Source organism: Streptomyces novaecaesareae (assembly GCF_000716875.1).
In the GTDB taxonomy this organism is placed as follows: domain Bacteria; phylum Actinomycetota; class Actinomycetes; order Streptomycetales; family Streptomycetaceae; genus Kitasatospora; species Kitasatospora novaecaesareae.
Map to the genome: position 1 here is coordinate 46,651 of NZ_JNWQ01000029.1, position 26,219 is coordinate 72,869.

A 26,219-nucleotide genomic window follows, 5' to 3' on the forward strand; every position below is an offset into this window, starting at 1 on the left:
GGACCCACGCGCATGACCTCCGAGACCAGGCCTTCCGACCCCGCCGACCACGCCGCCGCCCGGGCCGCGCTGCTCGCCGACCCCGGCCCGGTGGGCCGCCCCCGCCGGGAGGCGCTGGCCGCGCTGACCGACGACTGGCTGGCCGGCCTGCTCGCGGCCGCCGGCGCCCCGCCGGGCGTCGCGCTGGTCGCCGTCGGCGGGTACGGGCGCGGCGAGCTCTCCCCGCGCAGCGACCTGGACGTCCTGCTGCTGCACGACGGGCCGATCGCCCGCGAGCTGCCCGAGCGGATCTGGTACCCGGTCTGGGACGCCGGCGCCAAGCTCGACCACTCGGTGCGGACCGTCGCCGAGGCCCGGGCGGTCGCCGCCGCCGACCTCAAGGCGCAGCTCGGCCTGCTGGACGCCCGCCACCTGGCCGGGGACCAGGCGCTCACCGCCGCGCTGCGCTCCGCGGTGTTCACCGACTGGCGCGCGAGCGCGCCCGCGCGCCTGCCCGAGCTGCGCGAGCTGGGCCGCGAGCGGGCCGAACGGCACGGCGAGCTGTCCTTCCTGCTGGAGCCCGACCTCAAGGAGGCCCGCGGCGGCCTGCGCGACGTGGTCGCGCTCAACGCCGTCGCCGCCACCTGGCTGGCCGACGCGCCCCGGGACGGCCTGGACGCCGCCGCGCTGCGGCTGGCCGACGTGCGCGACGCCCTGCACCTGGTCACCGGCCGGGCCACCGAGCGACTCAGCCTGCAGGACCAGGACCAGGTCGCCGAACGGCTCGGCGTGCTGGACGCGGACACCCTGCTGCGCCAGGTCTACGAGGCCGCCCGCACCATCGCCTACGCGAGCGACGTCACCTGGCGGGCGGTGGACCGGGTGCTCGCCGCCCGGACCGGCCGGGGCCGCCGGGTGGGCCGGCTGGCCATCCCGTTCACCGGCGCCGGCCGGGGCAGCGGCGCGGTGGCCCGGGGCGCGGTCGAGCGCCGCCCGCTCGCCGATGGCGTGGTCGAGCAGGACGGCGAGGCGGTGCTCGCCCAGGGCGCCCGCCCGGCCGCCGACCCGGTGCTGCCGCTGCGCGCCGCGGCCGCCGCCGCGCAGAACGGGCTGACCGTCTCGTACGCGACGGTGCGCCGGCTGGCCGCCGAGAGCCGCCCGCTGCCGGTGCCCTGGCCGGACGAGGCGCGCGAGCAACTGGTCACGCTGCTGGGCGCGGGGGAGGCGGCCGTCCCGGTGTGGGAGGCACTGGAGGCGGAGGGGCTGGTGACCCGGCTGCTGCCGGACTGGGAGCGGGTGCGCTGCCGTCCGCAGCGCAACGCCGTACACCGCTGGACGGTGGACCGGCACCTGGTGGAGACGGCGGTGCGGGCCGCCGCGATGACCCGCCGGGTGGCCCGGCCGGACCTGCTGCTGGTCGCCGCGCTGCTGCACGACATCGGCAAGGGCTGGCCCGGGGACCACAGCGAGGCGGGCGAGGTGATCGTCCGCGACCTCGCCCCCCGGATGGGCTTCGGCCCCGAGGACACCGAGACCCTGGCGGTGCTGGTCCGCCACCACCTGACCCTGGTCGACACCGCGACCCGGCGCGACCCGGACGACCCGGCCACCGTCGAGGCGATCGCCAAGGTGGTGACCACCCTGCCGGAGCTGGAGCTGCTGCACGCGCTCACCGAGGCGGACGCGCTGGCCACCGGCCCGGCCGCGTGGAGCAGCTGGCGGGCCTCCCTGGTGGACGGACTGGTGGCCCGGGCCGCCGACCGGCTGGCCGGGGCGGTCGCGGCACCGGTGGAGGCGGCGCCGAGCGCCGAGCAGGAGCGGCTCGCGGTCGAGGCCGCCCGCACCGGCGAGCCCGCGCTGTCGCTGCGGGCCCAGGCCGAGGGGGCGGACCCGGGCACCGAGCCGATGGGCGTCGAGCTGAACCTGGCCGTCCCGGACCGCCCGGGGCTGCTCGGCACCGCCGCCGGAGTGCTCGCGCTGCACCGGCTGACCGTCCGCTCGGCCGGACTGCGCGAGCTGGACCCGATCGGCGCCGGGCCGGTGCTGCTGATCTCCTGGCGGGTGGCCGCCGAGTTCGGCGAGCTGCCGGAGGCGGCCCGGCTGCGGGCCGACCTGCGCCGGGCGCTGGACGGCTCGCTGGACGTCGCGCGGCGCCTCGCCGAGCGGGACGCCGCCGCGCCGCGCCGCAGGGGCATCCCCACCCCGCCGCCGCTGGTCGCGGTGGCGCCCGCGGTGGCCTCGGCGACCGCGACCGTGCTGGAGGTCCGCGCCCACGACGCCCCGGGGCTGTTGCACCGGATCGGCCGGGCGCTGGACGAGTCGGGTGTACGGGTGCGCACCGCGCACGTCTCCACGCTGGGCGCGGAGGCCGTCGACTCGTTCTACCTGACCGACGCGGCGGGCCGTCCGCTGGCCGCCCAGCGGGCCGGTGAGGTGGCGGCCGCGGTCCGGGCGGCGCTGGGCTGAAAGCCCGCAGGGGCAGGGGTGGAGACCGTACCCGGGGCGGCCGGATACCCTGGGGGACGACGACCGTACCGATTCCGATGCCGCAGAGGACCCGCGACGACGTGTTCGACACCCTTTCCGATCGCCTCGCAGCGACGTTCAAGAACCTCCGGGGCAAGGGCCGCCTGAGCGAGGCGGACATCGACGCCACCGCCCGCGAGATCCGCATCGCGCTGCTGGAGGCGGACGTCGCGCTGCCGGTCGTCCGGGCCTTCATCAAGCAGGTCAAGGAGCGGGCACTCGGTTCCGAGGTCTCCGGTGCGCTGAACCCGGCCCAGCAGATCATCAAGATCGTCAACGAGGAGCTCATCGCGATCCTCGGTGGCGAGACCCGCCGGGTGCGGTTCGCCAAGAGCGGCCCGACGGTCATCATGCTCGCCGGTCTGCAGGGTGCCGGTAAGACCACCCTCGCGGGCAAGCTCGGCCACTGGCTGAAGAAGCAGAAGCACACCCCGCTGCTGGTCGCCTGCGACCTCCAGCGCCCCAACGCGGTCAACCAGCTCCAGGTGGTCGCCGAGCGCGCCGGCGTGGCCTTCTACGGCCCGCAGCCGGGCAACGGTGTCGGCGACCCGGTGCAGGTGGCGAAGGACTCGATCGAGTACGCCAAGCAGAAGCAGTACGACGTCGTCGTCGTCGACACCGCCGGCCGCCTGGGCATCGACGCCGAGCTGATGCAGCAGGCCGCGGACATCCGCGCCGCGGTCGACCCGGACGAGGTCCTGTTCGTCGTCGACGCGATGATCGGCCAGGACGCGGTCACCACCGCGCAGGCCTTCCTCGACGGCGTGGACTTCACCGGCGTCGTGCTCTCCAAGCTCGACGGCGACGCCCGCGGCGGTGCCGCCCTGTCGGTCGCGCACGTCACCGGCCGGCAGATCATGTTCGCCTCCAACGGCGAGAAGGTCGACGACTTCGACGCCTTCCACCCGGACCGGATGGCCTCGCGCATCCTCGGCATGGGTGACGTCCTCTCGCTGATCGAGAAGGCCGAGCAGACCTTCTCGCAGGCCGAGGCGGAGAAGATCGCCGCCAAGCTGCGCGGCGGCCCGAAGGCCTTCACGCTGGACGACTTCCTGTCCCAGCTGGAGCAGGTCCAGAAGATGGGCTCGATCTCCAAGCTGCTCGGCATGCTGCCCGGCATGGGCCAGATCCGCGACCAGATCAACAACATCGACGACAAGGACGTCAACCGGGTCGGCGCGATCATCAAGTCGATGACCCCGGTCGAGCGCGCCGAGCCGGAGCTGATCAACGGCTCCCGCCGGGCCCGCATCGCCAAGGGCTCGGGCGTGCAGGTCGGCGAGGTGAAGAACCTGGTCGAGCGGTTCTTCGAGGCCCGCAAGATGATGTCCGCGATGGCCTCCGGCAAGGGCATGCCCGGCATGCCGGGGATCCCGGGCATGGGCGGCGGCGCGAAGAAGTCCGGCAAGAAGGCCCCGCAGGCCAAGGGCAAGCGCAAGAGCGGCAACCCGCTGAAGCGGGCGCAGGAGGAGGCCGCGGCCGCCGAGCGCCGCGCGCTCGGCCCGGGCGCGGGCCAGGGCCCGGCGGACGGCGGTGCGTTCGGCCTCGGCGCGGGCAAGGGCCCGGCCGACTTCGAGCTGCCCAAGGAGTTCAAGGACCTGCTGTAGTCCTTGGTGCTTGATTGCAATGGTCGATCACGGCGCTTGAACGTGTCGCTTGATCGTCCGGGGCTCTTCTGTGATCGGCCTTGATCGATTCCGCTCGGCCCGTCGTCCGGTATTTCCGGGTGGCGGGCCGAGCGCGTGTCCGATGATGAGGGCATGCGAGTGATGATCAGGGCCCCGAGGGCCGAGGACGCCGTTGCGTACGCCGAAGCGGTCCGGCGGTCCGCCGAACACATCGGCCGGTGGAACCCGGTAGAGCCGGACGGGCTGCCCGAGCTGCTGGAGCGCCAGGGGGCGGGCCTGCACACCTTCCTGATCCTCGACCGGGAGACCGGCGGGCTGGTCGGCAAGGTGAACGTCGCCAACATCGTGATGGGCCGCTTCTGCAACGCCACGCTCGGCTACGACGCGTACCTGCCGTTCGCCGGCACCGGGCGGATGACCGAGGGCATGCGGCTGGTCCTGGACCGCTGCTTCGCCCCGCAGTCGGCCGACGGGCTGGGGCTGCACCGACTGGAGATCAACGTGCAGCCGGAGAACGAGCGCTCGATCGCGATGGCCAAACGGCTGGGCTTCCGGCACGAGGGCTTCTCCCCGCGGATGCTGTTCCTGCAGGGCGACTGGCGCGACCACGAGCGGTTCGCGCTGACCGCCGAGGAGTGGCCGGGCGCCTCGGCATAGCCGCTGGTGGGAGGCCCCGGGACGGCCGCCGGCACGGCCGCCGGTGGGGCGGCCTCGGGGTGGCCGTACGGGTGCTCGGGCGCGGCGTTGCGGTTGGCCCGCCCGATCACCTGTCCGTATCGTCCGACGGGTGACCGAACCCGTGCCGCCGCGTCAGACTCCCGACCAGCCCTGGCGCTCCGAGGGAGCCCCGCCCCCGCCCCCGCCGCGCCGTCGGATGCCCGGCGGTTGGGCCGGACTCGTCCTCACCGCCCTCGTGGTGTACCGCGCGGCGGGGGTGCCGCGGGGGGGTCGACTCCGGCGGGTTCGGTGGTTCTGGTGAGTCCGGCGGTTCTGGTGGTTCCGACGGGTCTGGTGGTTCCGATGGGCCTGATGGGCCTGATGGGCCTGAAGGGTCTGAAGGGAAGTCGCTCGGCCGGGCGTGAAGCCGGTTGCCGGGGGCGCTCGCCGAGGTGGCGGGCGCCCCTGGTTCGCGTCTACCGCCGTGGCCGCTCGGCGACCAGGTAGCGGAACACGTTCTCCATCCGGACCGAGCCGTCCGGGCGCAGGTACGGCTGCAGCGCCTCCTCCAGCTCCTTGGCCACCAGCGAGGCGCCGGAGAACTCCTCGGCCGCCTCGAACAGGCCGGTGGAGAGCAGGCCGCGCACCGCGCTGTCGAGGTCCGCGTAGGCGAACGGGCAGGCCACCCGCCCGCTGCCGGCCGGTCGCAGGCCGGCCGGGGCGAGCAGGTCCTCCAGCGCTCCGGGCGCGCTCAGCTCGAAGGGGTCGCGCGCGGTGGTCCGGCCCGCCATCCGCCGGGCCACGTCCAGCACCGGGGCGCTCGCGCAGCGCTCCGGCGGGCCCCAGACGGCGAGCACCACGTGCCCGCCCGGCAGCGCGAGCCGGGCGGCCTCGGCCACCACCGGGCGGGGCGCGGCGGCACCGGGCAACTGCTCGAAGACCGTCACCAGCGAATGGGCCGAGCGGGGGACGGCGGCGGTCGGCCGGGACCCGGCGCACACCCGCAGCCGGCGGCCGTGCGCCAGCTCGCGCAGCTCCTCCCGCGGCTCCTGCCCGGCGACCTGGGCGCCCCGTCCGGCGGCGAGCAGCAGGGCCAGTCCGGACCGGCAGCCCAGACCCAGCACACTGCTCGCCGGGCCGACCTCCAGCCGGTCGTAGACCGCCTCGTAGAGCGGCACCAGCATGCGTTCCTGGATCTCCGCCCAGTCGCGCGCCCGCGCGGGCGCGGCGGCCCCGGGCTGCGGGTGGTGCGCCTGTGCGCCCGTTGGTCGTACGGCTGTGCCGGTCGTCCGAGCTGAAGCCATCGCGGCCTCCCATCCGGTCCTTCGGTGTGCTGCTACGGCTCCCCCAAAGTCCCGCCCCACTCCAGCGAACAGCGGGTCGGGCCCGGCGTCCAGAGGGGTGCAGGGTGGTGCGCCCGTGTCGCGGTAGTGCGCCCCCCGTCGGGCGACCCGGAGCGCCGCCCACGCGGGGGTGTGATACCGATTCGAAGTCAGGGGGCCACTCCCCGTACCATTCGCCCATGGCTAAGGCACCCGTTCTCACCCCTCAGGCGGAAGACTTCCCGCGCTGGTACCAGGACCTCATCAACAAGGCCGAGCTGGCCGACAACGGTCCGGTGCGCGGCACCATGGTCATCCGACCGTACGGCTACGGCCTGTGGGAGCGGATGCAGCAGGAGATGGACGCGCGGATCAAGAAGGCCGGCGCGCAGAACGCCTACTTCCCGATGTTCATCCCGCAGTCCTACCTGACCAAGGAAGCGGAGCACGTCGAGGGCTTCGCCCCCGAGCTCGCGGTGGTCACCCACGGCGGCGGCAAGCAGCTGGAGGAGCCGGTCGTCGTCCGGCCGACCTCCGAGACGATCATCAACGAGTACTTCTCGAAGTGGGTGCAGAGCCACCGCGACCTGCCCCTGCTGATCAACCAGTGGGCCAACGTGGTCCGTTGGGAGCTGCGCCCGCGCGTCTTCCTGCGCACCACCGAGTTCCTCTGGCAGGAGGGCCACACCGCCCACGCCACCTACGAGGACGCCCGCGACTACGCGTCGATGATCCACACCCAGGTCTACGGCGACTTCATGACCAACGTGCTCGGCATCGACGTCGTGCTCGGCCGCAAGACCGCCAAGGAGCGCTTCGCCGGCGCCATCAACACCCTCACCCTTGAGGGCATGATGGGCGACGGCAAGGCGCTGCAGATGGGCACCAGCCACGAGCTGGGCCAGAACTTCGCCAAGGCGTTCAACACCACCTACCAGCTGCAGGGCGCCGAGCGCGAGTACGTCTGGCAGACCTCCTGGGGCGTCTCGACCCGCATGGTCGGCGGCCTGATCATGTCCCACGGCGACGACAACGGCCTGCGGGTGCCCCCGCGCCTGGCCGCCGTCCAGGCCGTCGTGCTGGCGATCAAGGGCGACGACGCGGTCATTGCCAAGGTCCGCGAGATCGGCGCCCAGCTGGAGGCCGTCGGCATCCGCGTCGTGGTCGACGACCGCACCGACACCCCGTTCGGCCGCCGGGCCGTCGACTGGGAGCTCAAGGGCGTCCCGCTGCGCATCGAGGTCGGCCCGCGCGACCTGGAGAACGGCACCGCGATGCTGGCCCGCCGCATCCCGGGCGGCAAGGAGCCGGTCTCCATCGACGCCCTGGCGACGCTGCTCCCGGGCATCCTGGAGGAGGACCAGGCGCTGCTGCTGCGCCAGTCCCGCGAGCGCCGCGAGGCCCGTACGGTCGACGTCAAGACCCTCGACGAGGCCATCGAGGCCGCCGCGACCGGCTGGGGCCGGATCTCCTGGGCCGACCTCGGCGCGGAGGGCGAGGCCAAGCTGGCCGAGCAGGGCGTCACGGTGCGCTGCATCGTCGCGGCCGACGGTTCGGTGCCGCAGACGGATGACCAGGACGGCAATATCGCGATCGTCGCCCGCGCGTACTGACATCCGTTCGGGGTCCGTTGTCCGCAGGGACGGCTGTTACCTGTGGGTAATGGCCGTTCGCGGAGACATTTGCCCGGAATGCGGATGAGTAAGAATCCGGTAACTCTTCCGAGCGAGTCCGGATGGCGGACATCCCTACTGGCCGGTCAACTCCCGGTATTAACGGAATAGCGGTACGGTGTACGGCCCGTGGCCCTGTCAATCGGACGGGACCACGGGCCGTACGTCCCGGGGGCGACAGCCCGCTCCCGTACGGAATTCCTCAGGCGCGCCGACTCTGCGGCGGGCCGAAACCGGCAGGGGGTTGGTCTTGCGTCAGATCCGGAGCGCGCAATTCGCGCGCGGCCTTGCATTCCTGGGAGTTCCCTGTGAATTCCCGGAGAACGGGAACATGCGGAACATCGGCTCGCACTCCATCGTTGGTCTAGCGTGAGCACGACACAGCCCCTCGTTCTCGCGGCCGAACTGGCCGCCGCCTGGAGTGACATCCAGGCCTACCACCAGGACCTCCCCGACCTGGCCTCGCCCGAGGCCCTGATCGGCGAATCCTCCTCGGCCTGTGGAACGCGGCTCGGTTTCGAGCGGCTCCTCCACGAGGCTGCCCATGGTCTGGCCGCGGCCCGGGACATCCGGGACACCTCGCGGGCCGGCCGCTACCACAACCGGCGCTTCCTGATGCTGGCCTCCGAGCTGGGCCTGGCGCACCCGATCGAGCCGCACGCGAGCAGCGGCTTCTCCCAGGTGACCATGCTCAAGGAGACCCAGGAACGCTACGCCGGGACCATCGAGCGCCTGGACCGTGCCCTCGGCGCGCACCAGGAAGCGGTGGCCGGCGACGGCGCGACGCGTGCCTTCCGCGGCCCGGCCGCCCGGCACGGCTCCTCCGGGGGCGGCGTCCGGGTCAAGGCGGTCTGCGGCTGCGGACGCAACGTCCGGGTCGTACCGTCGGTGCTCGCACAGGCGTCCATCGTCTGCGGCGCGTGCCAGCAGCCGTTCAAGATCGCGTAGTCGGCCGGTGGCCGGCCGGACTGCTGTGCGGGCAGCGGTCCGACGGGCGAGCGAGCGGTACGAGCGCGTGCGAGCAGGTACGAGTGAGTGAGTCCGTGCTGTGCGGCGGGACGGTCGTACGGCACGGCAGTGGTGAATCCGTGGGGTGGACCGGGGGCGGGGGCTCCCGGTCGAACCCTGATCGGTCCCCGGGCCCGAGTGCAGGCGGTTCGCGCCGGTATGGCAGAATGGACAGCTGAGTACTCGGCAGCCGAGCAGGACCCCTCTCTCCTACGGCTGGCGTGTCCCTTGAACGGTCCGCCCCGCAACCCCACGCGTTGGCGAGCCCGCTCACCCACGTCAACACCAGGAGAATCCACTCCCGTGGCAGTCAAGATCAAGCTGAAGCGTCTCGGCAAGATTCGCTCCCCGCACTACCGCATCGTCATCGCCGACTCGCGCACCAAGCGTGACGGTCGTGCGATCGAGGAGATCGGCATCTACCAGCCGACCTACAACCCCTCGAAGATCGAGGTCGACAGCGACCGCGCCCAGTACTGGCTGTCCGTCGGCGCCCAGCCGACCGAGCCGGTGCTCGCCATCCTGAAGCTGACCGGCGACTGGCAGAAGTTCAAGGGCCTGCCGGCTCCGGCGCCGCTGAAGGTCGCGGAGCCGAAGGTCGAGGACTTCTCGCACCTGTTCGCCAAGGCCGTCGCCGGCTTCGAGGACGCCACCACCGGCGTCGCCATCACCCCGAAGGCCAAGAAGTCGGACAAGGCCGAGGCTGAGGCCGACGCCGCCGCCGAGGCCTGATCGTGATCGAGGACGCCCTCGACCACCTGGTGAAGGGCATCGTCGAGCACCCCGACGAGGTGCAGGTGCGCTCGCGCAACCTGCGTCGGGGTAACACCATCGAGGTGCGGGTGCACCCCGATGACCTCGGCAAGGTGATCGGCCGGGGCGGCCGCACGGCGCGCGCTCTGCGCACCGTGGTCGGCGCCCTCGGCGGTCGCAACGTCCGGGTCGACCTGGTCGACGTGGACAACATTCGCTGACGCAGCTGCTCGTTCAGCCGTCAGGGCTTGGGGCCGACCGGGACGCATGTCGTCCCGGTCGGCCTTTTCTCGTTTCCTCGCACCACCCTTCGTCTTCGCACCACCCCTTCGCCCCAACCCTTTGCACCACCCCTTCGCACCACCCTTCGCATCGCGTCGTGCCTTTCGCTTCGGCCCAGGAACTCCAGGAGAACGATCACCGTGCAGCTCGTCGTCGGCAGGATCGGCCGTGCCCACGGCATCAGGGGGGACGTCAGCGTCGAGGTCCGCACCGACGAGCCGGAACTCCGGCTCGGCCCGGGTGCCGTCCTGCTCACCGACCCTGCGTCCGCCGGGCCGCTGACCGTCGAATCCGGCAAGGTGCACAGCGGTCGGCTGCTGCTGCGCTTCGCCGGCGTCAAGGACCGCACCGCGGCCGAGGCCCTCCGGGGGACCCTGCTCATCTCCGAGGTCGACCCGGAGGAGCGTCCCGACGATCCGGAGGAGTACTACGACCACCAGCTCATCGGCCTGGACGTGGTGCTGCTCGACGGCACCCCGGTCGGCGAGCTGACCGAGGTGGTCCACCTGCCGTACCAGGACCTGCTCACGGTGAAGAAGGCCGACGGGACGGAGGTGCTGGTGCCCTTCGTCACCCAGATCGTGCCGACCATCGACCTGGAGAACCAGCGCGCGGTGATCACCCCGCCGGCCGGGCTGATCGACCCGGACCAGGCCGACGTCGCCGGTACGTCCTCGGCCGAGCGCACCAAGGGTTCGGAGGGTTCGGAGGGCGTGGAGGGCGCGGAGGAGGCCGAGGGCTCGACGGGGACCTCGAAGGGGACCGAGGGTTCGGGGGAGTCGGAGTGACCGTCGAGGAGAGCGGCGGTGTGCAGAGCGGCATGCGGATAGACGTCGTCACGATCTTCCCCGAGTACCTGGAGCCGCTGAACATCTCGCTGGTCGGCAAGGCCCGCGCCCGCGGTCAGCTGGACGTGCACGTCCACGACCTGCGCGAGTGGACCCACGACGTGCACCGCACGGTCGACGACAGCCCGTACGGCGGCGGCCCCGGCATGGTGATGAAGCCCGAGCCGTGGGGCGAGGCGCTGGACTCGGTGGTCGCGGGCGGGCCCGAGGGGCAACTGCCCACCCTGGTCGTGCCCACCCCGAGCGGGCGCCCGTTCACCCAGGAGCTCGCGCAGGAGCTGGCCGGCCGCCCCTGGCTGGCCTTCACTCCCGCGCGCTACGAGGGCATCGACCGCCGGGTGATCGAGGAGGCGGCCACCCGCATGCCGGTGGTCGAGGCCTCGATCGGTGACTACGTGCTGGCCGGTGGCGAGGTCGCGGTGCTGGTGATGGTCGAGGCGATCGCCCGGCTGCTGCCCGGAGTGCTCGGCAACGCCGAGTCCCACCGCGACGACTCCTTCGCGCCGGGCGCGATGGCCGACCTACTGGAGGGCCCGGTCTACACCAAGCCCGCCGAGTGGCGCGGCCGGACGGTGCCGGACGTGCTGCTCAGCGGCAACCACGGCCGGATCGCCCGCTGGCGGCGCGAGCAGGCCTTCGCCCGTACCCTGGCGAACCGGCCGGACCTGGTCGAGCGCTGGCAGCACGGCGCGTTCGACAAGAAGGACCGCGAGGCGCTCAGCATCCTCGGCCTGGCCTGGGACGAGCAGCTCGGCCGATTTCGGTCCGTGGCCGGTGGTGTGGAAGAATAGGCGGCTGCTGTCTGTCGCTGGTTCCCTCCTGTAGGGAGCACGTGGACCGGCGCCCCCGCCACGGGGGGCTCGCCGTCAGCCGATGCGGCCCGCAGCAGACCCCATTGTGACGATTTTCCGTGGGCGGCCCGTGGCGCCTGCGATGGAGAGCAACATGAGCAACAAGCTCGCTGCTGTCGACGCGGCCTCGCTGCGTACCGACATCCCGGCCTTCCGCGCCGGTGACACCCTGAAGGTTCACGTCCGGGTCATCGAGGGCAACCGCTCCCGTGTCCAGGTCTTCCAGGGCGTCGTCATCCGTCGCCACGGCGCCGGCATCGGTGAGACCTTCACCGTTCGCAAGGTCAGCTTCAACGTCGGCGTGGAGCGCACCTTCCCGGTGCACACCCCGGTCGTCGAGAAGATCGAGGTCGTGACCCGCGGTGCGGTTCGCCGCGCCAAGCTGTACTACCTGCGTGACCTCCGCGGCAAGGCCGCGAAGATCAAGGAGAAGCGCGACCGCTGATCCACCGGCCCCCGGCCTCGCCGGGGGATCGGAGCGCTCTGGGGGGCCGAACGGCCGCAAGGTAAGCTCACCCCCCGATGAGCACGTACGAACCACCCGCGGACCGCGACGGCAGTCCCGCACCCACCGGTGCGGGCGCGCTGTCGCGGTCCGCGGTCGTTTCGGGGGCTGCGGGGGGCGCAGCCGGGACCGCTTCCGAGGACGGCGCGGAGCGCGCCGCCGGGAGCAGGTCCGCCGAGGACGTCGCGGAGAGCGCCGCGGAGCGCGTTGCGGAAACCGCCGAGGAGAACGTCGCCGATGGCTCCGAGCAGGAGGAGGAGCCCGGACACTCGCGCTCGCGCGACCTGCTGTTGCTGGTGGGGATCTGCCTGACGGCCCTGCTCGTGGTGAACGCCTTCGTCGCGCGTCCGTTCGCGGTCCCCTCCGGGTCGATGGAGGACACCCTGCGGCCGGGGGACCGGCTGGTCGCGAACCAGCTCGCGTACGCCTTCGGTGGCCACCCACAGCGGGGCGACGTCGTGGTCTTCGACGGAACGGGCTCCTTCCTGAGGGAATCGGCGAAGCCGTCGGGCTTCTGGGACGGCCTGCGGGCGTTCGCCCAGGACCTCGGGCTGGCCCCGGTCGGCGACACGGTCTACGTCAAGCGCGTGATCGGGGTCGGCGGCGACCGGGTGACCAGCACCGGCCCGGGCGCGCCGATCACCGTCAACGGCGTACCGGTGAACGAGACCTCCTACCTGGCCCCGGGGGACGACCCGTCGAGTGTGGCCTTCGACGTGGTGGTGCCGGCCGGTGAGCTGTGGGTGATGGGCGACCACCGCAGCGCCTCCCGAGACTCCCGTGACCACCTCGGTGAGCCCGGCGGCGGCTTCGTGCCCGAGGAGAAGGTGATCGGCCGGGCGGACTGGGTGGTCTACCCGTTCTCGCGCTGGACCAGCCTGGACCGGCCCGCGGCCTTCGCCGCGACTTCGGGGACGGGCGGTCATGGGGACCAGAGGTAGGGGCAGGCTCGCCGACCGCCCGGCCCGGGCGCGGGGCGAGGCGGGGCCGGCGGCCGCGGGAGCGGGAGACAGCAGGGCCGCCGAGGCCCCGGTGGTACGCGGCCGGGCCGAGCGCCGCCGCAGTGCCCGACGCGTGGCCCGCCGACGCAAGCGGTCGCTGGTGCGCGAGATTCCGATGATCATCCTGGTGGCCCTGCTGGTGGCGCTGGTGATGAAGACCTTCCTGGTCCAGGTGTTCGTGATCCCCTCGGGCTCGATGGAACAGACCATCTTGGTCGGTGACCGGGTGCTGGTGGACAAGTTGACCCCCTGGTTCGGCAGCGAGCCGCAGCGCGGCGACGTGGTGGTGTTCAAGGACCCGGGCGGTTGGCTGGAGCACGACCACAAGCCCTCCGACGACGGTGCGGTGCTGGGCGCGGGCAAGCGGGTGCTGACCTTCGTCGGGCTGCTGCCGTCCGAGAACGAGCAGGACCTGATCAAGCGGGTGATCGGCGTCGGCGGGGACACCGTCGAGTGCTGCGACGCGCAGGGGCGGCTCAGTGTCAACGGCCATCCGGTGGACGAGTCCTACCTCGCGCCCGGCAACCCGCCGTCCCGGCAGCCCTTCAAGGTGAAGGTGCCGGCGGGCCGGCTGTGGGTCATGGGCGACCACCGGGACGTCTCCGCCGACTCCCGTTTCCACATGGGCAATCCGGGCCAGGGAACGATCCCGCTGAGCGGTGTGGTCGGTCGCGCGTTCGTGATCGCCTGGCCGTTGGACCGCTTCCATCAACTCGACGTGCCGAGTTCACTCTCCTCTCTCGCCGGGGCTCCGCAGGCCGCCGGAACTGCCGCGGAATACGTGGGCGTTGGGCCGGTTCCTATGGAACCTCCGCTCGTTATGGGTGTGTTGGGCATCCTTCCGCTCGTCGTTCGTCGGCGGGGCCGGCCTCCGGAGTGAGCCGTGCCGACCGCCGGCCGGCGGGGCCTCGCGTGTGGAACCGCGAGCCGGATGCCTTGGAGTGATAGAGAAGTGCAGGTGCGGCCGGGAGCGGTCCCGGTCGTACGCCGAGGCTGTGCCGGTGTCAGGGGAGCCCGCGGTGGGCAGCCCTGAGGCGTTCATGGTCATGGCGAGCGTGGTGCCCGCTGTGCGGCACTCTGAGCGCGGGCGCGCGGGCGTCCGCACAGCAGGGAGGAGACGTTGTGGGGGATTTGGTGATCGGTGCCCGCTCAGGCGCCGGAGAACCCGAGGGCCCGGGCCGTCGGGTGGCCCGGTCCGCCGACTCCGCGGCGCCCTCGGCCGCAGTCGAGGACGCGGCGGCCCAGACCGCCGACGAGCACGGCTCCGGAGCGGAGGACTCCCCGGAACGCTCGCACCCGGATTCCTCGCATCCGGGACCCTCGCATTCGGAGACCGAGCCGGCGGACGGGTCGGAGTCGGAGGCTCCGACCACGCCGCGCAAGCAGCGTTCCTTCTGGAAGGAACTGCCGATCCTGATCGGCATCGCGCTGATCCTCGCGCTCGTGATCAAGACCTTCTTCGTCCAGGCGTTCTCCATTCCGTCGGAGTCGATGCAGAACACGCTGCAGGTGGGCGACCGCGTTCTGGTGGACAAGCTGACCCCATGGTTCGGGGCGGAGCCCGAGCGCGGTGAGGTCGTGGTGTTCCATGACCCGGGTGGCTGGCTGAACGACGAGCCGACCCCGCAGAGCAGCAACTCCTTCGTCCGCGGCGTGCAGGACGTGCTCAGCTTCGTCGGGCTGATGCCCTCCGCCAACGAGAAGGACCTGATCAAGCGGGTCATCGCGGTCGGCGGGGACACCGTCGAGTGCGAGGGCGAAGGCCCGGTCAAGGTCAACGGCGTCGCGCTCAACGAGCCGTACGTCTTCCAGGGCAACACCCCCTGCGGTGACCACCCCTTCGGGCCGGTCAAGGTGCCCAAGGGCCGGATCTGGGTGATGGGCGACCACCGTGCCAACTCGCTGGACTCCCGCTTCCACATGGACCAGCCGGGTGGTGGCACCGTCCCGGTGGACAACGTGATCGGGCGTGCCTTCGTGGTGGCCTGGCCGATCGACCACTGGTCGACGCTGCCCGTGCCGGACACCTTCGACCAGAAGGGCCTGGCGGCGGCCGCGCCGTTGGCACCCCCCGTGGCCGGTGCGGTGGGGGCCGTCGCGCTGCTCCCGCTGGTGCGCCGGGTGCGGGGTCGGGCGGACCGGGTGGAGCGCCGGAAGGACTCCTGAGCTCCACCGGGTCGTCCCCGACTCTTGCGCGGGCCGTGGTACCGACGAGTAATCTGCTCGGACGTGCCACGGCCCGTCGGCCTTTCCGCCGGTGCCCCCGGCGTGCCAGTGGAGTTCTCCGGTCGGCCAGAGGTGGACGGTGTCGATGAGCAGTGTCGTGGAGCAGACGGCCGACCGCCCGGTCGCGCCCGCCGGTGGGCACCGCGGGCCCGGCGCGGTGCTGCAGGGCATCGCGCTGGCGCTCGGACTGCTGATGATGATCGGCGGTTTCGCCCTCATCGCGATCGACTACCGGCCGTACAACATCCCCACCGCCTCGATGCACCCGTCCCTGCAGGCGGGGGACACCGTGCTGGCGCGCAAGGTCGGCGGAGGCGCCATCGGCCGCGGCGACGTGGTGGTCTTCCGGGACCAGGCCTGGGGCGGCGAGCTCATGGTCAAGAGGGTGGTCGCGGTCGGCGGGGACACCGTCGCCACCAGCGGGGACAACCGCCGGCTGACGGTCAACGGACAGGCGGTGGACGAGCCCTACCTCGCGGCCCAGGGCCGTCAGGGCGAGTCGTTCAGCGTGACGGTGCCGCAGGGCAGGCTGTTCCTGCTGGGCGACAACCGGGTGGGCTCGCTCGACTCCCGCACCCACCTGGAGGTCGACGGCGGGACCGTCCCGGCCGACGCCGTCGAGGCCAGGGTCGAGGCCACCGTGTTGCCCTTCGGCCGGATGGGCCTGCTCGGCCGGACCACGGCCTTCGCCGGCCTCACGGGCCCGGGGACGTCGCAGCCCGGGCCGCTGGAACCCGCCGCCTACGCCACCGTCGCGGGTGCGGCACTGATCCTCGTGACCTCGGCGGTGGGCGGGGTGGCGGGCCTGGCCCGCCGGCTCCGCCGCGGGCGCAGCTCCTGAGCGGGGCCGTCGCGGCGCGGGCCGCTCTGTCGAACATCGCCCCGGCCGGCCGCGCCGGGTGGCAGGATCGGTAGCGCCACCGATACGGACGGAAGGAGCGTGGAGAGCCGCCATGACCGCACAGCGCCGCAGGGCGGCGCGGATCCTGCTGCTGGACGGGCTGGACCGCATCCTCCTCTTCCTGGGCGCCGATCCGGCGGTACCCGGGGAGACGTGGTGGTTCACGCCCGGGGGCGGCTTGGAGCCGGGGGAGGACCTGCGCGAGGCCGCCGAGCGGGAGCTCGCGGAGGAGACCGGCTTGCGGGGCGTGGACCTGGGGCCCTTGGTGGCGTACGGCACGGTGTCGTTCTCCTTTCAGGGACAGCGCTACGAGCAGGAGCAGTGGTTCCACCTGGCCCGGACCACGGAGACCGGGCTGGACCACTCGGGGATGGGCTCGGAGGAGCACGCCCAACTGCTCGCCGCGCGCTGGTGGACGGTCGAGGAACTGAGGGGGACCGCCGAGACGGTCTATCCGACCGGCCTGGCGGACTTCCTGGAAGTGCTGCTGGCCGAGGGCCCGCCGGTTGATCCGGTACGGCTCTGACCGTGGGTGCGGTGGTCCACAATGGGTGGACGTGACAAGTTGAGGGGACGCCTGGATGAGTGCCGAAGATCTCGAGAAGTACGAGACCGAGATGGAGCTCAAGCTCTACCGGGAGTACCGGGACGTCGTCGGCCTGTTCAAGTACGTGATCGAAACCGAGCGACGGTTCTACCTCACCAATGACTACGAGCTGCAGGTGCACTCGGTCCAGGGCGAGGTGTTCTTCGAGGTGTCGATGGCGGATGCGTGGGTCTGGGACATGTACCGGCCGGCCCGGTTCGTCCGCAAGGTCCGGGTGCTGACCTTCAAGGACGTGAACATCGAGGAACTCGCGAAGAGCGATCTGGAGCTGCCCTCGGACGAGTCCGGCTTCGGGAACTGACGTTGGACGACTCCGCCCCGCGTTGTCCAGCCGAATTTCGCGGGATCGGGGCTTCTCACTCCTGCGGGTGACAAAGTTATCCACAGGCCCGAGTTATCCACAGGCCCGAGAATTTCCGGGCCTCTCGGCGCGCAGTGGTGCAGCCTCCTCGGCGGAGGTGGTCACCATGCAGCACACCGTCGTGCAGGACCAGGCCGTGCCGGACACGGAAGCACCGGAGGCGGCCGTACCCGCCACGGCCGCGCCCGCCACGGCCGTACCCGAGACGACCGCGTCCGGGGAGAAGGCCAGGGCCGTCCCGGACCGCAACAGCAAGAACGGGCTCGGCCGCTACGGGGAGCGGGTCGCCGCCCGCCGCCTCGCGGAGGCCGGGCTCCGCATCCTGGACCGCAACTGGCGCTGCGTCGAGGGCGAGCTGGACATCGTCGCCCTCGACGGCGACACCGTGGCCGTCTGCGAGGTGAAGACCCGCTCCGAGCGGGGCTTCCAACAGCCCAGCGAGGCCATCGACCGGGTCAAGGCCGCCCGGCTGCAGCGCCTGGCCGAGCGCTGGATGGCCGAGCGCTGGCCCGGCCACTTCGCCCGGCTGGCCGGGCCCGACTACGACGCCGGCCCGACGGACCCGCACTGGCCGCCCGCCCCGCCGGGCGGTGTGCGGATCGACCTGGTCGCCGTGGTCAACCGGGCGCGGGGTGCGGCCCTGGTCGACCACCTGCGGGGGGTGGTCTGAGATGGCCTTCGCCCGTACCTGTTCCGTCGCGCTGGTCGGCGTCGACGGCGTGATCGTCGAGGTCCAGGCCGATCTGGAGCCCGGGGTGGCCGCGTTCACCCTGGTCGGCCTGCCCGACAAAGCGCTCAGCGAGGCCCGCGACCGGGTCCGCGCCGCGGTCGTGAACAGCGGCGAGGCCTGGCCGCAGCGCAAGCTGACGGTCGGCCTCAGCCCCGCGTCGGTTCCCAAGAGCGGCAGCGGCTTCGACCTCGCGGTGGCCTGCGCCGTGCTCGCCGCCGCCGAGCGGCTCGACCCCTCCTCCATCGCCGACCTGCTGATCATCGGCGAGCTGGGGCTGGACGGCCGGGTGCGGCCGGTCCGGGGGGTGCTGCCGTCGGTGCTGGCCGCCGCCGACGCCGGGTACGAACGGGTCGTGGTCGCCGAGCAGACCGCGCCCGAGGCCTCGCTCGTCCCCGGGGTGACGGTGATCGGAGTCCGCAGCCTGCGCCAGCTGCTGGCCATCCTGACCGGGGCGGCGGCACCGGAGGAGCCGCCCGACCCGATCAGCGGTCGGCCGGATCCGCTGATGGCCGGGCTGATGCTGCCCAGTGCGAGCGTGCGGGGTCTGTCCGACGACAAGGCTGCCCACCTCGACATGGCCGACGTGGCCGGCCAGTACGAGGCCAGGCGCGCCCTGGAGATCGCCGCCGCCGGGGGACACCACCTCTACCTGAAGGGGCCGCCGGGCGCGGGCAAGACCATGCTGGCGGAGCGACTGCCCGCGCTGCTCCCACCGCTGACCCAGAAGGAGGCCCTGGAGGTCACCGCCGTGCACTCGGTGGCGGGCCTGCTCCCGGCCGGGCGCCCGCTGATCGACACCGCGCCCTACTGCGCCCCGCACCACTCCACCACGATGCCCGCGATCGTCGGTGGCGGCAGCGGCCTGCCGCGGCCGGGCGCCGTCTCGCTGGCCCACCGGGGCGTGCTGTTCCTGGACGAGGCCCCGGAGTTCCCCGTCCGGGTGCTCGACGCGCTGCGCCAGCCGCTGGAGTCCGGAGAGGTGGTGATCGCCCGCTCGGCCGGGTCGCTCCGGCTCCCGGCCCGTTTCCTCCTCTGCCTGGCCGCCAACCCCTGCCCGTGCGGCCGGTTCTCACGACGGGGCGAGGGGTGCGAATGCACCCCGACGATGGTAAGCCGCTACCAGGGGCGGCTCTCCGGGCCGCTGTTGGACCGGGTCGACCTCCAGGTCCAGGTAGCCCCGGTGACACGGGTCGAACTCATGGAACGGGACGCCACGGCGGAGACCACCGAGACCGTCGCGGCCCGGGTGCTGGCGGCACGGGAGCGGGCGGCGGCCCGGCTGGCGAGCACCCCGTGGCAGACCAACGCGGAGGTGCCGGGCCATGAGTTGCGAACGCGCTGGCAGCTCGCGCCCGGTGCGCTCAACGACGTCGCACGCCAGTTGGAGCGGGGGCTGCTGACCGCCCGCGGCCTGGACCGGGTGCTCCGGGTCGCCTGGACGGTGGCGGACCTGGCCGGCCGTGACCGGCCCGACCAGCGGGACCTGCGCACCGCCCTGGTCCTGCGCACCGGGGTGGAGCACGGCCTGCCGTCGACGGAACGAGCCCTCGGCAGGCTCGGGCGAATCCCGGCCCAGCGCACCGGCCCGCCGGACGTCGGCCGGCCCGGCCCGGGCATCGAACGATCGGAGCACGAGGAGGGCGAGGCATGAACCAGCTGTTGAGGCACTCCCAGGCGCACTGCGCGGCCGGAGCCGCGGGTGACACCGCGCCCGGTGCCGCGCCCGGTGCCGCGCCCGGTGCCGCGTCCGGCGCCGCGTCCGGCGCGACCGCAGCGCCCGAACCCGAGCGCCTCGCCCGCGTCCGGCTCAGCCGGCTCAGCGAGCCGGGGGACGCGGTGCTCGGCCGCTGGCTCGGCCGGCTCCCCGCCGTCGACGTGGTCGAGGCGATCCGGACCGGGACGGTCCCCGACCACCCGGGGCTGGACGCCGAGCGGCTGGCCGGGTACCAGGCGAGACTCCCGGGGCCGGACCCGGAGACGGACCTGAAACGGGTGCGGCACGCCGGTGGACGGTTCATCATTCCGGGGGACACGGAATGGCCCAGTCAACTCGACGATCTGGGCGACGGACGCCCGATCGGGCTCTGGGTGACCGGTACCGGCTCGCTGCGGCTCCTGGCGCTCCGCTCGGTCGCCGTCGTGGGCTCCCGCGCCTGCACGGCCTACGGTGCCCACGTCGCCGGCGAGCTGTCGGCCCAACTGGCCGAGCGCGGCTGGGTGGTGGTCTCCGGTGCCGCCTACGGGATCGACGCGGCCGCCCACCGAGGAGCACTCGCCGTTGGCGGGATGACCATCGGGGTGCTCGCCTGCGGAGTCGACGTGGCGTACCCGAAGGGGAACGCCGAACTGATCCGGCGGATCGGCGTCCAAGGCCTGTTGGTCAGTGAACTCCCGCCCGGGGAACACCCGAACCGCTTCCGCTTCGTCCTTCGCAACCGGGTCATCGCGGCGCTCACCCGGGGCACCGTGGTGGTCGAGGCGGCCGTGCGCAGTGGTGCCCTGAGCACGGCCCGACGGGCACGGGACCTCAACCGCCACACCATGGGCGTGGCCGGCCCGGTGACCTCGGAGCTCTCGGCCGGGGTGCACGCCCTGATCCGCAGCGGCGGCGCCACGCTGGTCACCGACGCGGCCGAGATCAGCGAGCTGGTCGGGGCGATCGGGGACGATCTGGCCCCGCAGCGCAGCGGACCGGTGCTGCCGCGCGACCTGCTGGAGCCCCCGGTGGCCCGGGTGCTGGAGGCCGTACCGGCGACGGTGGAGGGCGCGCCGGTCGAGCGACTGGCCCGCCAGTCCGGGCTCCCGCCGGACGAAGTCCTGCAGAGGCTCTACGAGTTGGTCTCGCTCGGCTACGTCGAGCGACACGGCGCGCACTGGCGCATGGTGCGGAGGAGGTGAGCGTCGGAGCGGAGAACACCTGTACGCCGAGGGGTCGCGCGGCGGGACGGCCCGGCTGACCTGCTGATCCGGTACTTCCGCTCGCGTGGCCGGATCCGGTGAGTGAACGCCACCGGATCGGGGGACGACCGAGTGGCGGTAGCGCTTTGCAGTGAGTCGGTCACGCTACGCTCCACATGCCTTCCCTATCAGCACATGACTCGGCAGAACGGCGCAGACCAACGCATGCCCACACACATTCCCGGACACAGAGTGACCGGTGGCGCCCGGTCCTCGGGAGGGCCGAGGACCGAGCGGCGCTCCGCGACCGAGTTCCCGTCCAAGTCGGCGGGGACGATGGGAGGCCTGTCGCGCCAGGGCGGCCGGCCGACGGTGGTGCCAGGCCAGCCCGCGGACGCGACCCGGGACGCCGAGGCGACGCGCGGCGGCGAGGCGGCCCGCGTCGCTGACGCGCCCGCCGACACGTCCGCCGGCCCCGATGCCGACGGCGCGGCCAGTCCGCCCGGCACCGACCGGGCGCCGGACGCCGTTCCTCCGCCGCCCTCCCCGCCCGTCTCCCAGTCCCGTCGGGAGCAGGCGGCGGGCGGCCAGGGGCAGGGCGGCCAGCGGCAGAACGGCCAAGGGCAGAACGGCCAGGAAGCCGCGGCCCAGAGCCGCAGTGCGCTCGAAGAGCTCTGGCGCTCCTACAAGGAGACCGGGGACCAGCGGCTGCGGGAGCAGCTGATCCTGCACTACTCACCGCTCGTCAAGTACGTGGCGGGCCGGGTCGGGGTCGGTCTGCCCTCCAACGTCGAGCAGGCGGACTTCGTCTCCTCCGGGGTCTTCGGGCTGATCGACGCGATCGAGAAGTTCGACATCGATCGCGCCATCAAGTTCGAGACCTACGCGATCAGCCGCATCCGCGGCGCGATCATCGACGAGCTGCGCGCCCTGGACTGGATCCCCCGCTCGGTGCGGCAGAAGGCGAAGGCGGTCGAGCGGACGTACGCGACGCTGGAGGCCCGGCTGCGCCGGACACCGCACGAGCCCGAGGTCGCGGCCGAGATGGGCATCGCGATCGAGGACCTGCACGCGATCTTCAGCCAGCTGTCGCTCGCCAACGTCGTGGCGCTCGACGAACTGCTCCACCCGGTGGGGGAGGGCGGCGACCGGCTGAGCCTGATGGACACCCTGGAGGACCACGGCGCGGACAACCCGGTCGAGGTGGCCGAGGACCGTGAGCTGCGCAGGCTGCTGGCCCAGGCGGTCAACACCCTCCCCGAGCGGGAGAAGACCGTGGTGACGCTCTACTACTACGAGGGGCTCACCCTCGCCGAGATCGGGCAGGTGCTGGGGGTGACGGAGAGTCGGGTGAGCCAGATCCACACCAAGTCCGTCCTCCAGCTGCGCGCCAAGCTGTCGGACGTCCGGTAGCACGTCGGTCCGGCGGGGCGGGTGTCCGGCCCGGCGGGGCCCGCCGGGCGCGTCGGCACCGGCTCCGGATGCGCGGCGCCGTATCGGCCGCGGGTAGGGCTCCGTACAGTGGGAGCGTGCCGAAGATCCGAGCGGCCACGGTGGCCGAGCATCGCCAGCTGCAGCGCGCAGCCCTCCTCGACGCTGCCCGCACACTGCTCACCGAGGGCGGTATGGAGGCCCTGACCTTCCCCGCGCTCGCGACGCGCACCGGGCTGGCGCGTTCCTCGGTCTACGAGTACTTCCGCTCCCGCGCCGCCGTGGTCGAGGCGCTCTGCGAGGTGGACTTCCCGCTCTGGGCGGCCGAGATCGAGGCCGGGATGGAGAGCTGCGACACCGCCGCCGAGCGGATCGAGGCGTACGTCCGCGGCCAGCTGGCGCTGGCTGCCGACCCGCGCCACCGTGCGGTCGTGGCGATCTCGGCGCTGGAGTTGGACGAGGCCGCGCGCGAGCGGATCCGGGCGGCGCACGGCAGGCTGGCCGGCCTGCTCGTCCAAGCGCTGGAGGAGCTGGGCCACAAGCAGACCCGACTCGCCGCGGCACTGCTGCAGGGGGTCGTGGAGGCGGCCGTCCGTCGGGCCGAGCAGGCGGCGGCCGGGAGTCGCGCCGGCTGTGTGACCGAGAGCAGCGAGCAGATCGCCGACGCCGCCGTCGCCCTGGCGCTGCACGGACTCGGTCGGGCCTGATCCGCTGCCGACCTCGCGTCGGGCGTGGGCTCGCGGGGTGTGTGCTCGCCGGGTGTGAGCCGGCGGGGTGTGCGCTCGTGGAGTGTGAGCTGACGTCCTGTCCACTCCCGCCGTTCAGGGGCAGCAGTCGTGCCGTGCCCGCGCCGAACAGGGCCAGCGGGTCCAGGTAGCGGCCCCCGCGCAGCAGCCCCCAGTGCAGGCAGTCGTGCGCGGGGCAGTGCCGTCCGTCCGCGGCGAGCTGCCCGATCACCTGCCCGGCGGCCACCGTGGTGCCGACCGGCACGGTGCCGGTGACGGGCAGGTAGGTGGTCCGGAGCGGGGGAGACCCCGAGCCCGGGTGGGAGACGGTCACCACCGGACGGCCCGCCACCAGGCCGGAGAACGCGATCACCCCGGCGGCCGCCGCCCGTACCTCCGCCCCGGGCGCTGCCGCGAGGTCCACCCCCCGGTGGCCGGCGGCCCAGGGGTGAGCCGGCGGCTCGAACCGCCCCAGAACCCCTCCGGGCCCGCCCACCGGCCAGGCCCGCACGCCGCTCCGGCCGACACCCACACCGCCACCCACACCCACACCGCCACCCACACCCACACCGCCACCCACGCCCACACCCACACCGACTCCGGCATCGGCACCACCGTCGGAGCCCCCGGTCCCACCCGAAGCCGTCGAGGCGCCCGACAGTACGAGCCCCACCGCCACCACCACGGAGAGCGCTCCCCGAACCCCGACGAACCACGCACGAGCTGTCATGCGCGAAGGCTCGCCGTCGCGCCGCCGCCGCACCACCCACATCCGGATTCCTGTGGACAAACCGCCCGCACACCCGGCCGCCATCCCTCCGACGGGTGTACTGACGCCGCCATCCGGTGTACAAGCGGCGTACTGGCGGCCTACGGAGGGCAGGCGACGGACCTGGGCGCCGCTCGCCGTCCCGACCCCCGCAGTCCTCCCGCAGTCCTCCCGCAGCGCCCCCGCAGACCCGCCACGGCCCCGCCGGCTCCGGCCGTTTCCCGGGCTCTTCCCAGGTCCCCGGCGGGCCCCCGGCCGCTCGCGAAGTCGCCCGCCGCTCGGCGCTTCCCGTACACTTCACACGCGACCCGGTCCGCCGGGTCGACTTCGCACGCCCCGCCACCGGTGGTCGGACGCGGTAAATCCGCGGCCCCGCCAGGTGCGAGTGCCGCTCGGTCCGCCGAGCCCGACCGGCCCCCGGGCCGAGCGGGCGCAAGCGGCTCGGCACGTTCGGGGCGTCAGGCGTGGCTGTCACCTGGCCGCCACGGACAAACCGAGCCTGACCCGGCTGTGGGCGATCGCTGCGACGCAGTGCCGCTGCCGGGCCGCAACACCAAGGAGTACGGCAATGGCCGTCGTCACGATGCGGGAGCTGCTGGAGAGCGGCGTCCACTTCGGTCACCAGACCCGCCGCTGGAACCCGAAGATGAAGCGCTTCATCATCACCGAGCGCAACGGCATCTACATCATCGACCTCCTGCAGTCGCTGAACTACATCGACCGCGCCTTCGAGTTCATCAAGGAGACCGTTGCCCACGGCGGCAGCGTCCTCTTCGTCGGCACGAAGAAGCAGGCCCAGGAGGCCATCGCCGAGCAGGCCACCCGCGTGGGCATGCCCTACGTGAACCAGCGCTGGCTCGGCGGCATGCTGACCAACTTCTCGACCGTCTACAAGCGTCTGCAGCGCCTGAAGGAGCTCGGCGAGCTGGACTTCTCGGACGTGGCCGGCTCCGGCCTCACCAAGAAGGAGCTCCTGGTCCTCCAGCGCGAGCACGACAAGCTGGAGAAGACCCTCGGCGGTATCCGCGACATGCAGCGCGTTCCCAGCGCTGTCTGGATCGTGGACACCAAGAAGGAGCACATCGCGGTCGGCGAGGCCCGGAAGCTCAACATCCCGGTCGTCGCCATCCTCGACACCAACTGTGACCCCGACGAGGTCGACTACAAGATCCCGGGCAACGACGACGCGATCCGCTCCGTCACCCTGCTGACCCGCGTGATCGCCGACGCCGTGGCCGAGGGCCTGAAGTCCCGCGCCGGTGTCGCCAAGGGCGACGCCAAGGCCGAGCCGGGCGCCGACCAGCCGCTGGCCGACTGGGAGAAGGACCTCATCGAGGGCGAGAAGAAGGCCGAGGAGGCCCCCGCCGCTGCCGAGGCCCCCGCTGCCGAGGCCCCCGCCGCCGAGGCTCCGGCCGCCGAGGCCCCTGCCACCGAGGCTCCGGCCGAGCAGGCCTGACGTACCAAGGGTGAGGGGCACTCGCCGGTACGAAGCCGGCAGGTGCCCCTCTCTCCCGCGCCGGGACCGAACCATCGGTCCCGGCGCCACCCCACGCAGACACGCGAGACGCGAGAAGAGATTCACACCATGGCGAACTTCACCGCCGCGGACGTCAAGAAGCTCCGTGAGCTCACCGGCGCCGGCATGATGGACTGCAAGAAGGCCCTGGACGAGGCCGAGGGCAACGTCGAGAAGGCCGTCGAGCTCCTGCGCATCAAGGGCCAGAAGGGCGTTGCCAAGCGCGAGGGCCGCGACGCCTCCAACGGCGCCGTTTCCGCGCTGATCGCCGAGGACAAGAAGTCCGGCGTCCTGGTCGAGCTGAACTGCGAGACCGACTTCGTCGCCAAGGGTGACAACTTCGTCAAGGTCGCCGACGCGATCGCCGCCCACGTCGCCAAGACCGCCCCGGCCGACCTGGACGCCGCCCTGGCCTCCGAGATCGAGGCCGGCAAGACCGTCCAGCAGTACGTGGACGAGGCCAACGCGACCCTGGGCGAGAAGATCGTCTTCCGTCGCTTCGCCCAGTTCGACGGTGACGGCTTCGTCGCGGTCTACCTGCACAAGACCAGCCCCGACCTGCCGCCGGCCGTCGGCGTCCTGGTCGAGCTGGACAAGGAGAACGCCGAGGTCGCCAAGGACGTCGCGCAGCACATCGCCGCCTTCGCGCCGAAGTACCTGTCCCGCGAGGAGATCCCGGCCGAGGAGCTCGAGAACGAGCGCCGCGTCGCCGAGGCCACCGCTCGCGAGGAGGGCAAGCCGGAGGCCGCCCTGCCGAAGATCGTCGAGGGTCGCGTCACCGGCTTCGTGAAGGAGAACTCCGTTCTGGAGCAGGCCTTCGCGAAGGACAACAAGAAGACCGTCGCCAAGGTCCTCGAGGAGAACGGCGTCGCCCTCAAGCGCTTCGCCCGCTTCCGCGTCGGCGCCTGAGCCACGTTCCACCTGGTTCCCGGCCCCCTTTAGGCTGGGAACCGCCCCCGCCCGCTGACCAGGGCGGGAGGAACGCCGAACGGGCTCACCCAGCGCCTACCGCCCACGGGCGG

At 72.8% G+C, this 26,219-nt stretch carries 23 protein-coding genes and 2 pseudogenes; 23 read left to right on the top strand and 2 right to left on the bottom strand.

Features of this window, described 5'->3' with window-relative positions; all coding sequences use genetic code 11:
* The first annotated feature begins 12 nt into the window (after window positions 1-12).
* The 3 genes from OP86_RS13485 (at window position 13) to OP86_RS13495 (ending at window position 4,790) form a co-directional block, all read left to right on the top strand.
* Complete coding sequence (locus tag OP86_RS13485; RefSeq protein WP_030257878.1) at window positions 13-2,445, top strand: [protein-PII] uridylyltransferase; 2,433 nt, start codon at window positions 13-15, stop codon at window positions 2,443-2,445.
* A gap of 101 nt (window positions 2,446-2,546) precedes the next feature.
* Window positions 2,547-4,112 carry a signal recognition particle protein gene (gene ffh / locus OP86_RS13490; RefSeq protein ID WP_030056767.1) on the top strand — a complete coding sequence of 522 codons (1,566 nt, stop codon included), beginning with the start codon at window positions 2,547-2,549 and terminating at the stop codon, window positions 4,110-4,112.
* Window positions 4,113-4,265: 153 nt separating this feature from the next.
* The gene (locus OP86_RS13495) at window positions 4,266-4,790 is read left to right on the top strand and encodes a GNAT family N-acetyltransferase (RefSeq protein ID WP_030056768.1); all 525 of its coding nucleotides are present in this window, start codon (window positions 4,266-4,268) and stop codon (window positions 4,788-4,790) included.
* Between the two features lie 476 nt (window positions 4,791-5,266).
* Here the strand turns inward: OP86_RS13495 and OP86_RS13500 are convergent, their stop codons facing one another.
* Window positions 5,267-6,094: a class I SAM-dependent methyltransferase gene (locus OP86_RS13500; RefSeq protein ID WP_033331815.1), complete on the bottom strand. Its 828-nt coding sequence runs from the start codon at window positions 6,092-6,094 to the stop codon at window positions 5,267-5,269.
* A 218-nt stretch (window positions 6,095-6,312) separates the two neighbouring features.
* On the opposite strand from OP86_RS13500, the gene proS reads away from it, so the two are divergent.
* From proS to OP86_RS13590, 18 genes and pseudogenes are all read left to right on the top strand, one after another.
* A complete protein-coding gene (gene proS / locus OP86_RS13505; RefSeq protein ID WP_030056770.1) occupies window positions 6,313-7,725 on the top strand; it encodes a proline--tRNA ligase in 1,413 nt (470 codons plus the stop codon).
* A 429-nt stretch (window positions 7,726-8,154) separates the two neighbouring features.
* A complete protein-coding gene (locus OP86_RS13510) occupies window positions 8,155-8,733 on the top strand; it encodes a hypothetical protein (protein ID WP_030056771.1) in 579 nt (192 codons plus the stop codon).
* Between the two features lie 363 nt (window positions 8,734-9,096).
* Window positions 9,097-9,525: a 30S ribosomal protein S16 gene (gene rpsP / locus OP86_RS13515; protein ID WP_030056772.1), complete on the top strand. Its 429-nt coding sequence runs from the start codon at window positions 9,097-9,099 to the stop codon at window positions 9,523-9,525.
* A 2-nt stretch (window positions 9,526-9,527) separates the two neighbouring features.
* A complete protein-coding gene (locus OP86_RS13520) occupies window positions 9,528-9,767 on the top strand; it encodes an RNA-binding protein (protein ID WP_030056773.1) in 240 nt (79 codons plus the stop codon).
* A 201-nt stretch (window positions 9,768-9,968) separates the two neighbouring features.
* Window positions 9,969-10,616, top strand: a complete 648-nt coding sequence (rimM, locus tag OP86_RS13525; RefSeq protein ID WP_033331818.1) for a ribosome maturation factor RimM — start codon at window positions 9,969-9,971, stop codon at window positions 10,614-10,616.
* A 32-nt stretch (window positions 10,617-10,648) separates the two neighbouring features.
* The gene (gene trmD, locus OP86_RS13530) at window positions 10,649-11,467 is read left to right on the top strand and encodes a tRNA (guanosine(37)-N1)-methyltransferase TrmD (RefSeq protein ID WP_030056775.1); all 819 of its coding nucleotides are present in this window, start codon (window positions 10,649-10,651) and stop codon (window positions 11,465-11,467) included.
* A gap of 154 nt (window positions 11,468-11,621) precedes the next feature.
* Window positions 11,622-11,972: a 50S ribosomal protein L19 gene (rplS, locus tag OP86_RS13535; RefSeq protein ID WP_030056776.1), complete on the top strand. Its 351-nt coding sequence runs from the start codon at window positions 11,622-11,624 to the stop codon at window positions 11,970-11,972.
* A 77-nt stretch (window positions 11,973-12,049) separates the two neighbouring features.
* Window positions 12,050-12,973 (top strand): signal peptidase I, encoded by a 924-nt coding sequence (gene lepB / locus OP86_RS13540; protein ID WP_063832367.1) that lies wholly within the window; start codon window positions 12,050-12,052, stop codon window positions 12,971-12,973.
* A 187-nt stretch (window positions 12,974-13,160) separates the two neighbouring features.
* On the top strand, window positions 13,161-13,913 hold the full coding sequence (gene lepB / locus OP86_RS13545; RefSeq protein WP_425337758.1) for a signal peptidase I: 753 nt from the start codon (window positions 13,161-13,163) through the stop codon (window positions 13,911-13,913).
* Window positions 13,914-14,155: 242 nt separating this feature from the next.
* The gene (lepB, locus tag OP86_RS13550; RefSeq protein ID WP_030056779.1) at window positions 14,156-15,199 is read left to right on the top strand and encodes a signal peptidase I; all 1,044 of its coding nucleotides are present in this window, start codon (window positions 14,156-14,158) and stop codon (window positions 15,197-15,199) included.
* A gap of 145 nt (window positions 15,200-15,344) precedes the next feature.
* Window positions 15,345-16,100 (top strand): signal peptidase I, encoded by a 756-nt coding sequence (gene lepB, locus OP86_RS13555; RefSeq protein WP_030257882.1) that lies wholly within the window; start codon window positions 15,345-15,347, stop codon window positions 16,098-16,100.
* A 112-nt stretch (window positions 16,101-16,212) separates the two neighbouring features.
* A complete protein-coding gene (locus OP86_RS13560; RefSeq protein ID WP_030056780.1) occupies window positions 16,213-16,686 on the top strand; it encodes an NUDIX hydrolase in 474 nt (157 codons plus the stop codon).
* A 55-nt stretch (window positions 16,687-16,741) separates the two neighbouring features.
* Window positions 16,742-17,068: a DUF2469 domain-containing protein gene (locus OP86_RS13565; RefSeq protein WP_030056781.1), complete on the top strand. Its 327-nt coding sequence runs from the start codon at window positions 16,742-16,744 to the stop codon at window positions 17,066-17,068.
* A gap of 196 nt (window positions 17,069-17,264) precedes the next feature.
* On the top strand, window positions 17,265-17,798 hold the full coding sequence (locus OP86_RS13570) for a YraN family protein (protein WP_418952605.1): 534 nt from the start codon (window positions 17,265-17,267) through the stop codon (window positions 17,796-17,798).
* A gap of 1 nt (window position 17,799) precedes the next feature.
* Complete coding sequence (locus OP86_RS13575) at window positions 17,800-19,509, top strand: YifB family Mg chelatase-like AAA ATPase (RefSeq protein ID WP_078588809.1); 1,710 nt, start codon at window positions 17,800-17,802, stop codon at window positions 19,507-19,509.
* Window positions 19,506-20,756: a DNA-processing protein DprA gene (gene dprA / locus OP86_RS13580; RefSeq protein ID WP_051830050.1), complete on the top strand. Its 1,251-nt coding sequence runs from the start codon at window positions 19,506-19,508 to the stop codon at window positions 20,754-20,756. Before OP86_RS13575 ends, dprA begins: the two co-directional genes overlap by 4 nt.
* Before the next feature lie 593 nt (window positions 20,757-21,349).
* A pseudogene (gene whiG / locus OP86_RS32920) lies at window positions 21,350-22,169 on the top strand (RNA polymerase sigma factor WhiG); the annotation flags it as partial.
* Window positions 22,170-22,309: 140 nt separating this feature from the next.
* Entirely contained in the window at window positions 22,310-22,894 is a 585-nt protein-coding gene (locus tag OP86_RS13590; protein WP_030056787.1) for a TetR/AcrR family transcriptional regulator, read from the top strand.
* A 169-nt stretch (window positions 22,895-23,063) separates the two neighbouring features.
* On the opposite strand, the pseudogene OP86_RS34755 reads toward OP86_RS13590, so the two are convergent.
* Window positions 23,064-23,726, bottom strand: a pseudogene (locus tag OP86_RS34755) (peptidoglycan DD-metalloendopeptidase family protein); the annotation flags it as partial.
* A gap of 523 nt (window positions 23,727-24,249) precedes the next feature.
* Between OP86_RS34755 and rpsB the strand changes: the two are divergent.
* Window positions 24,250-25,137 (top strand): 30S ribosomal protein S2, encoded by an 888-nt coding sequence (gene rpsB, locus OP86_RS13595; RefSeq protein WP_030056788.1) that lies wholly within the window; start codon window positions 24,250-24,252, stop codon window positions 25,135-25,137.
* Window positions 25,138-25,266: 129 nt separating this feature from the next.
* A complete protein-coding gene (tsf, locus tag OP86_RS13600; protein WP_030056789.1) occupies window positions 25,267-26,106 on the top strand; it encodes a translation elongation factor Ts in 840 nt (279 codons plus the stop codon).
* The last annotated feature ends 113 nt before the right edge of the window (window positions 26,107-26,219 follow it).

What these genes read in the sequence shown, in the direction of transcription:
- OP86_RS13560 (WP_030056780.1), top strand. Translation starts at nt 16,213, where the DNA reads ATGACCGCACAGCGCCGCAGGGCGGCGCGGATCCTGCTGCTGGACGGG.
- lepB (WP_030257882.1), top strand. Translation starts at nt 15,345, where the DNA reads ATGAGCAGTGTCGTGGAGCAGACGGCCGACCGCCCGGTCGCGCCCGCC.
- tsf (WP_030056789.1), top strand. Translation starts at nt 25,267, where the DNA reads ATGGCGAACTTCACCGCCGCGGACGTCAAGAAGCTCCGTGAGCTCACC.
- lepB (WP_063832367.1), top strand. Translation starts at nt 12,050, where the DNA reads ATGAGCACGTACGAACCACCCGCGGACCGCGACGGCAGTCCCGCACCC.
- rplS (WP_030056776.1), top strand. Translation starts at nt 11,622, where the DNA reads ATGAGCAACAAGCTCGCTGCTGTCGACGCGGCCTCGCTGCGTACCGAC.
- OP86_RS13495 (WP_030056768.1), top strand. Translation starts at nt 4,266, where the DNA reads ATGCGAGTGATGATCAGGGCCCCGAGGGCCGAGGACGCCGTTGCGTAC.
- rpsB (WP_030056788.1), top strand. Translation starts at nt 24,250, where the DNA reads ATGGCCGTCGTCACGATGCGGGAGCTGCTGGAGAGCGGCGTCCACTTC.
- OP86_RS13575 (WP_078588809.1), top strand. Translation starts at nt 17,800, where the DNA reads ATGGCCTTCGCCCGTACCTGTTCCGTCGCGCTGGTCGGCGTCGACGGC.
- dprA (WP_051830050.1), top strand. Translation starts at nt 19,506, where the DNA reads ATGAACCAGCTGTTGAGGCACTCCCAGGCGCACTGCGCGGCCGGAGCC.
- OP86_RS13500 (WP_033331815.1), bottom strand. Translation starts at nt 6,094, where the DNA reads ATGGCTTCAGCTCGGACGACCGGCACAGCCGTACGACCAACGGGCGCA.
- OP86_RS13485 (WP_030257878.1), top strand. Translation starts at nt 13, where the DNA reads ATGACCTCCGAGACCAGGCCTTCCGACCCCGCCGACCACGCCGCCGCC.
- trmD (WP_030056775.1), top strand. Translation starts at nt 10,649, where the DNA reads ATGCGGATAGACGTCGTCACGATCTTCCCCGAGTACCTGGAGCCGCTG.
- OP86_RS13565 (WP_030056781.1), top strand. Translation starts at nt 16,742, where the DNA reads ATGAGTGCCGAAGATCTCGAGAAGTACGAGACCGAGATGGAGCTCAAG.
- proS (WP_030056770.1), top strand. Translation starts at nt 6,313, where the DNA reads ATGGCTAAGGCACCCGTTCTCACCCCTCAGGCGGAAGACTTCCCGCGC.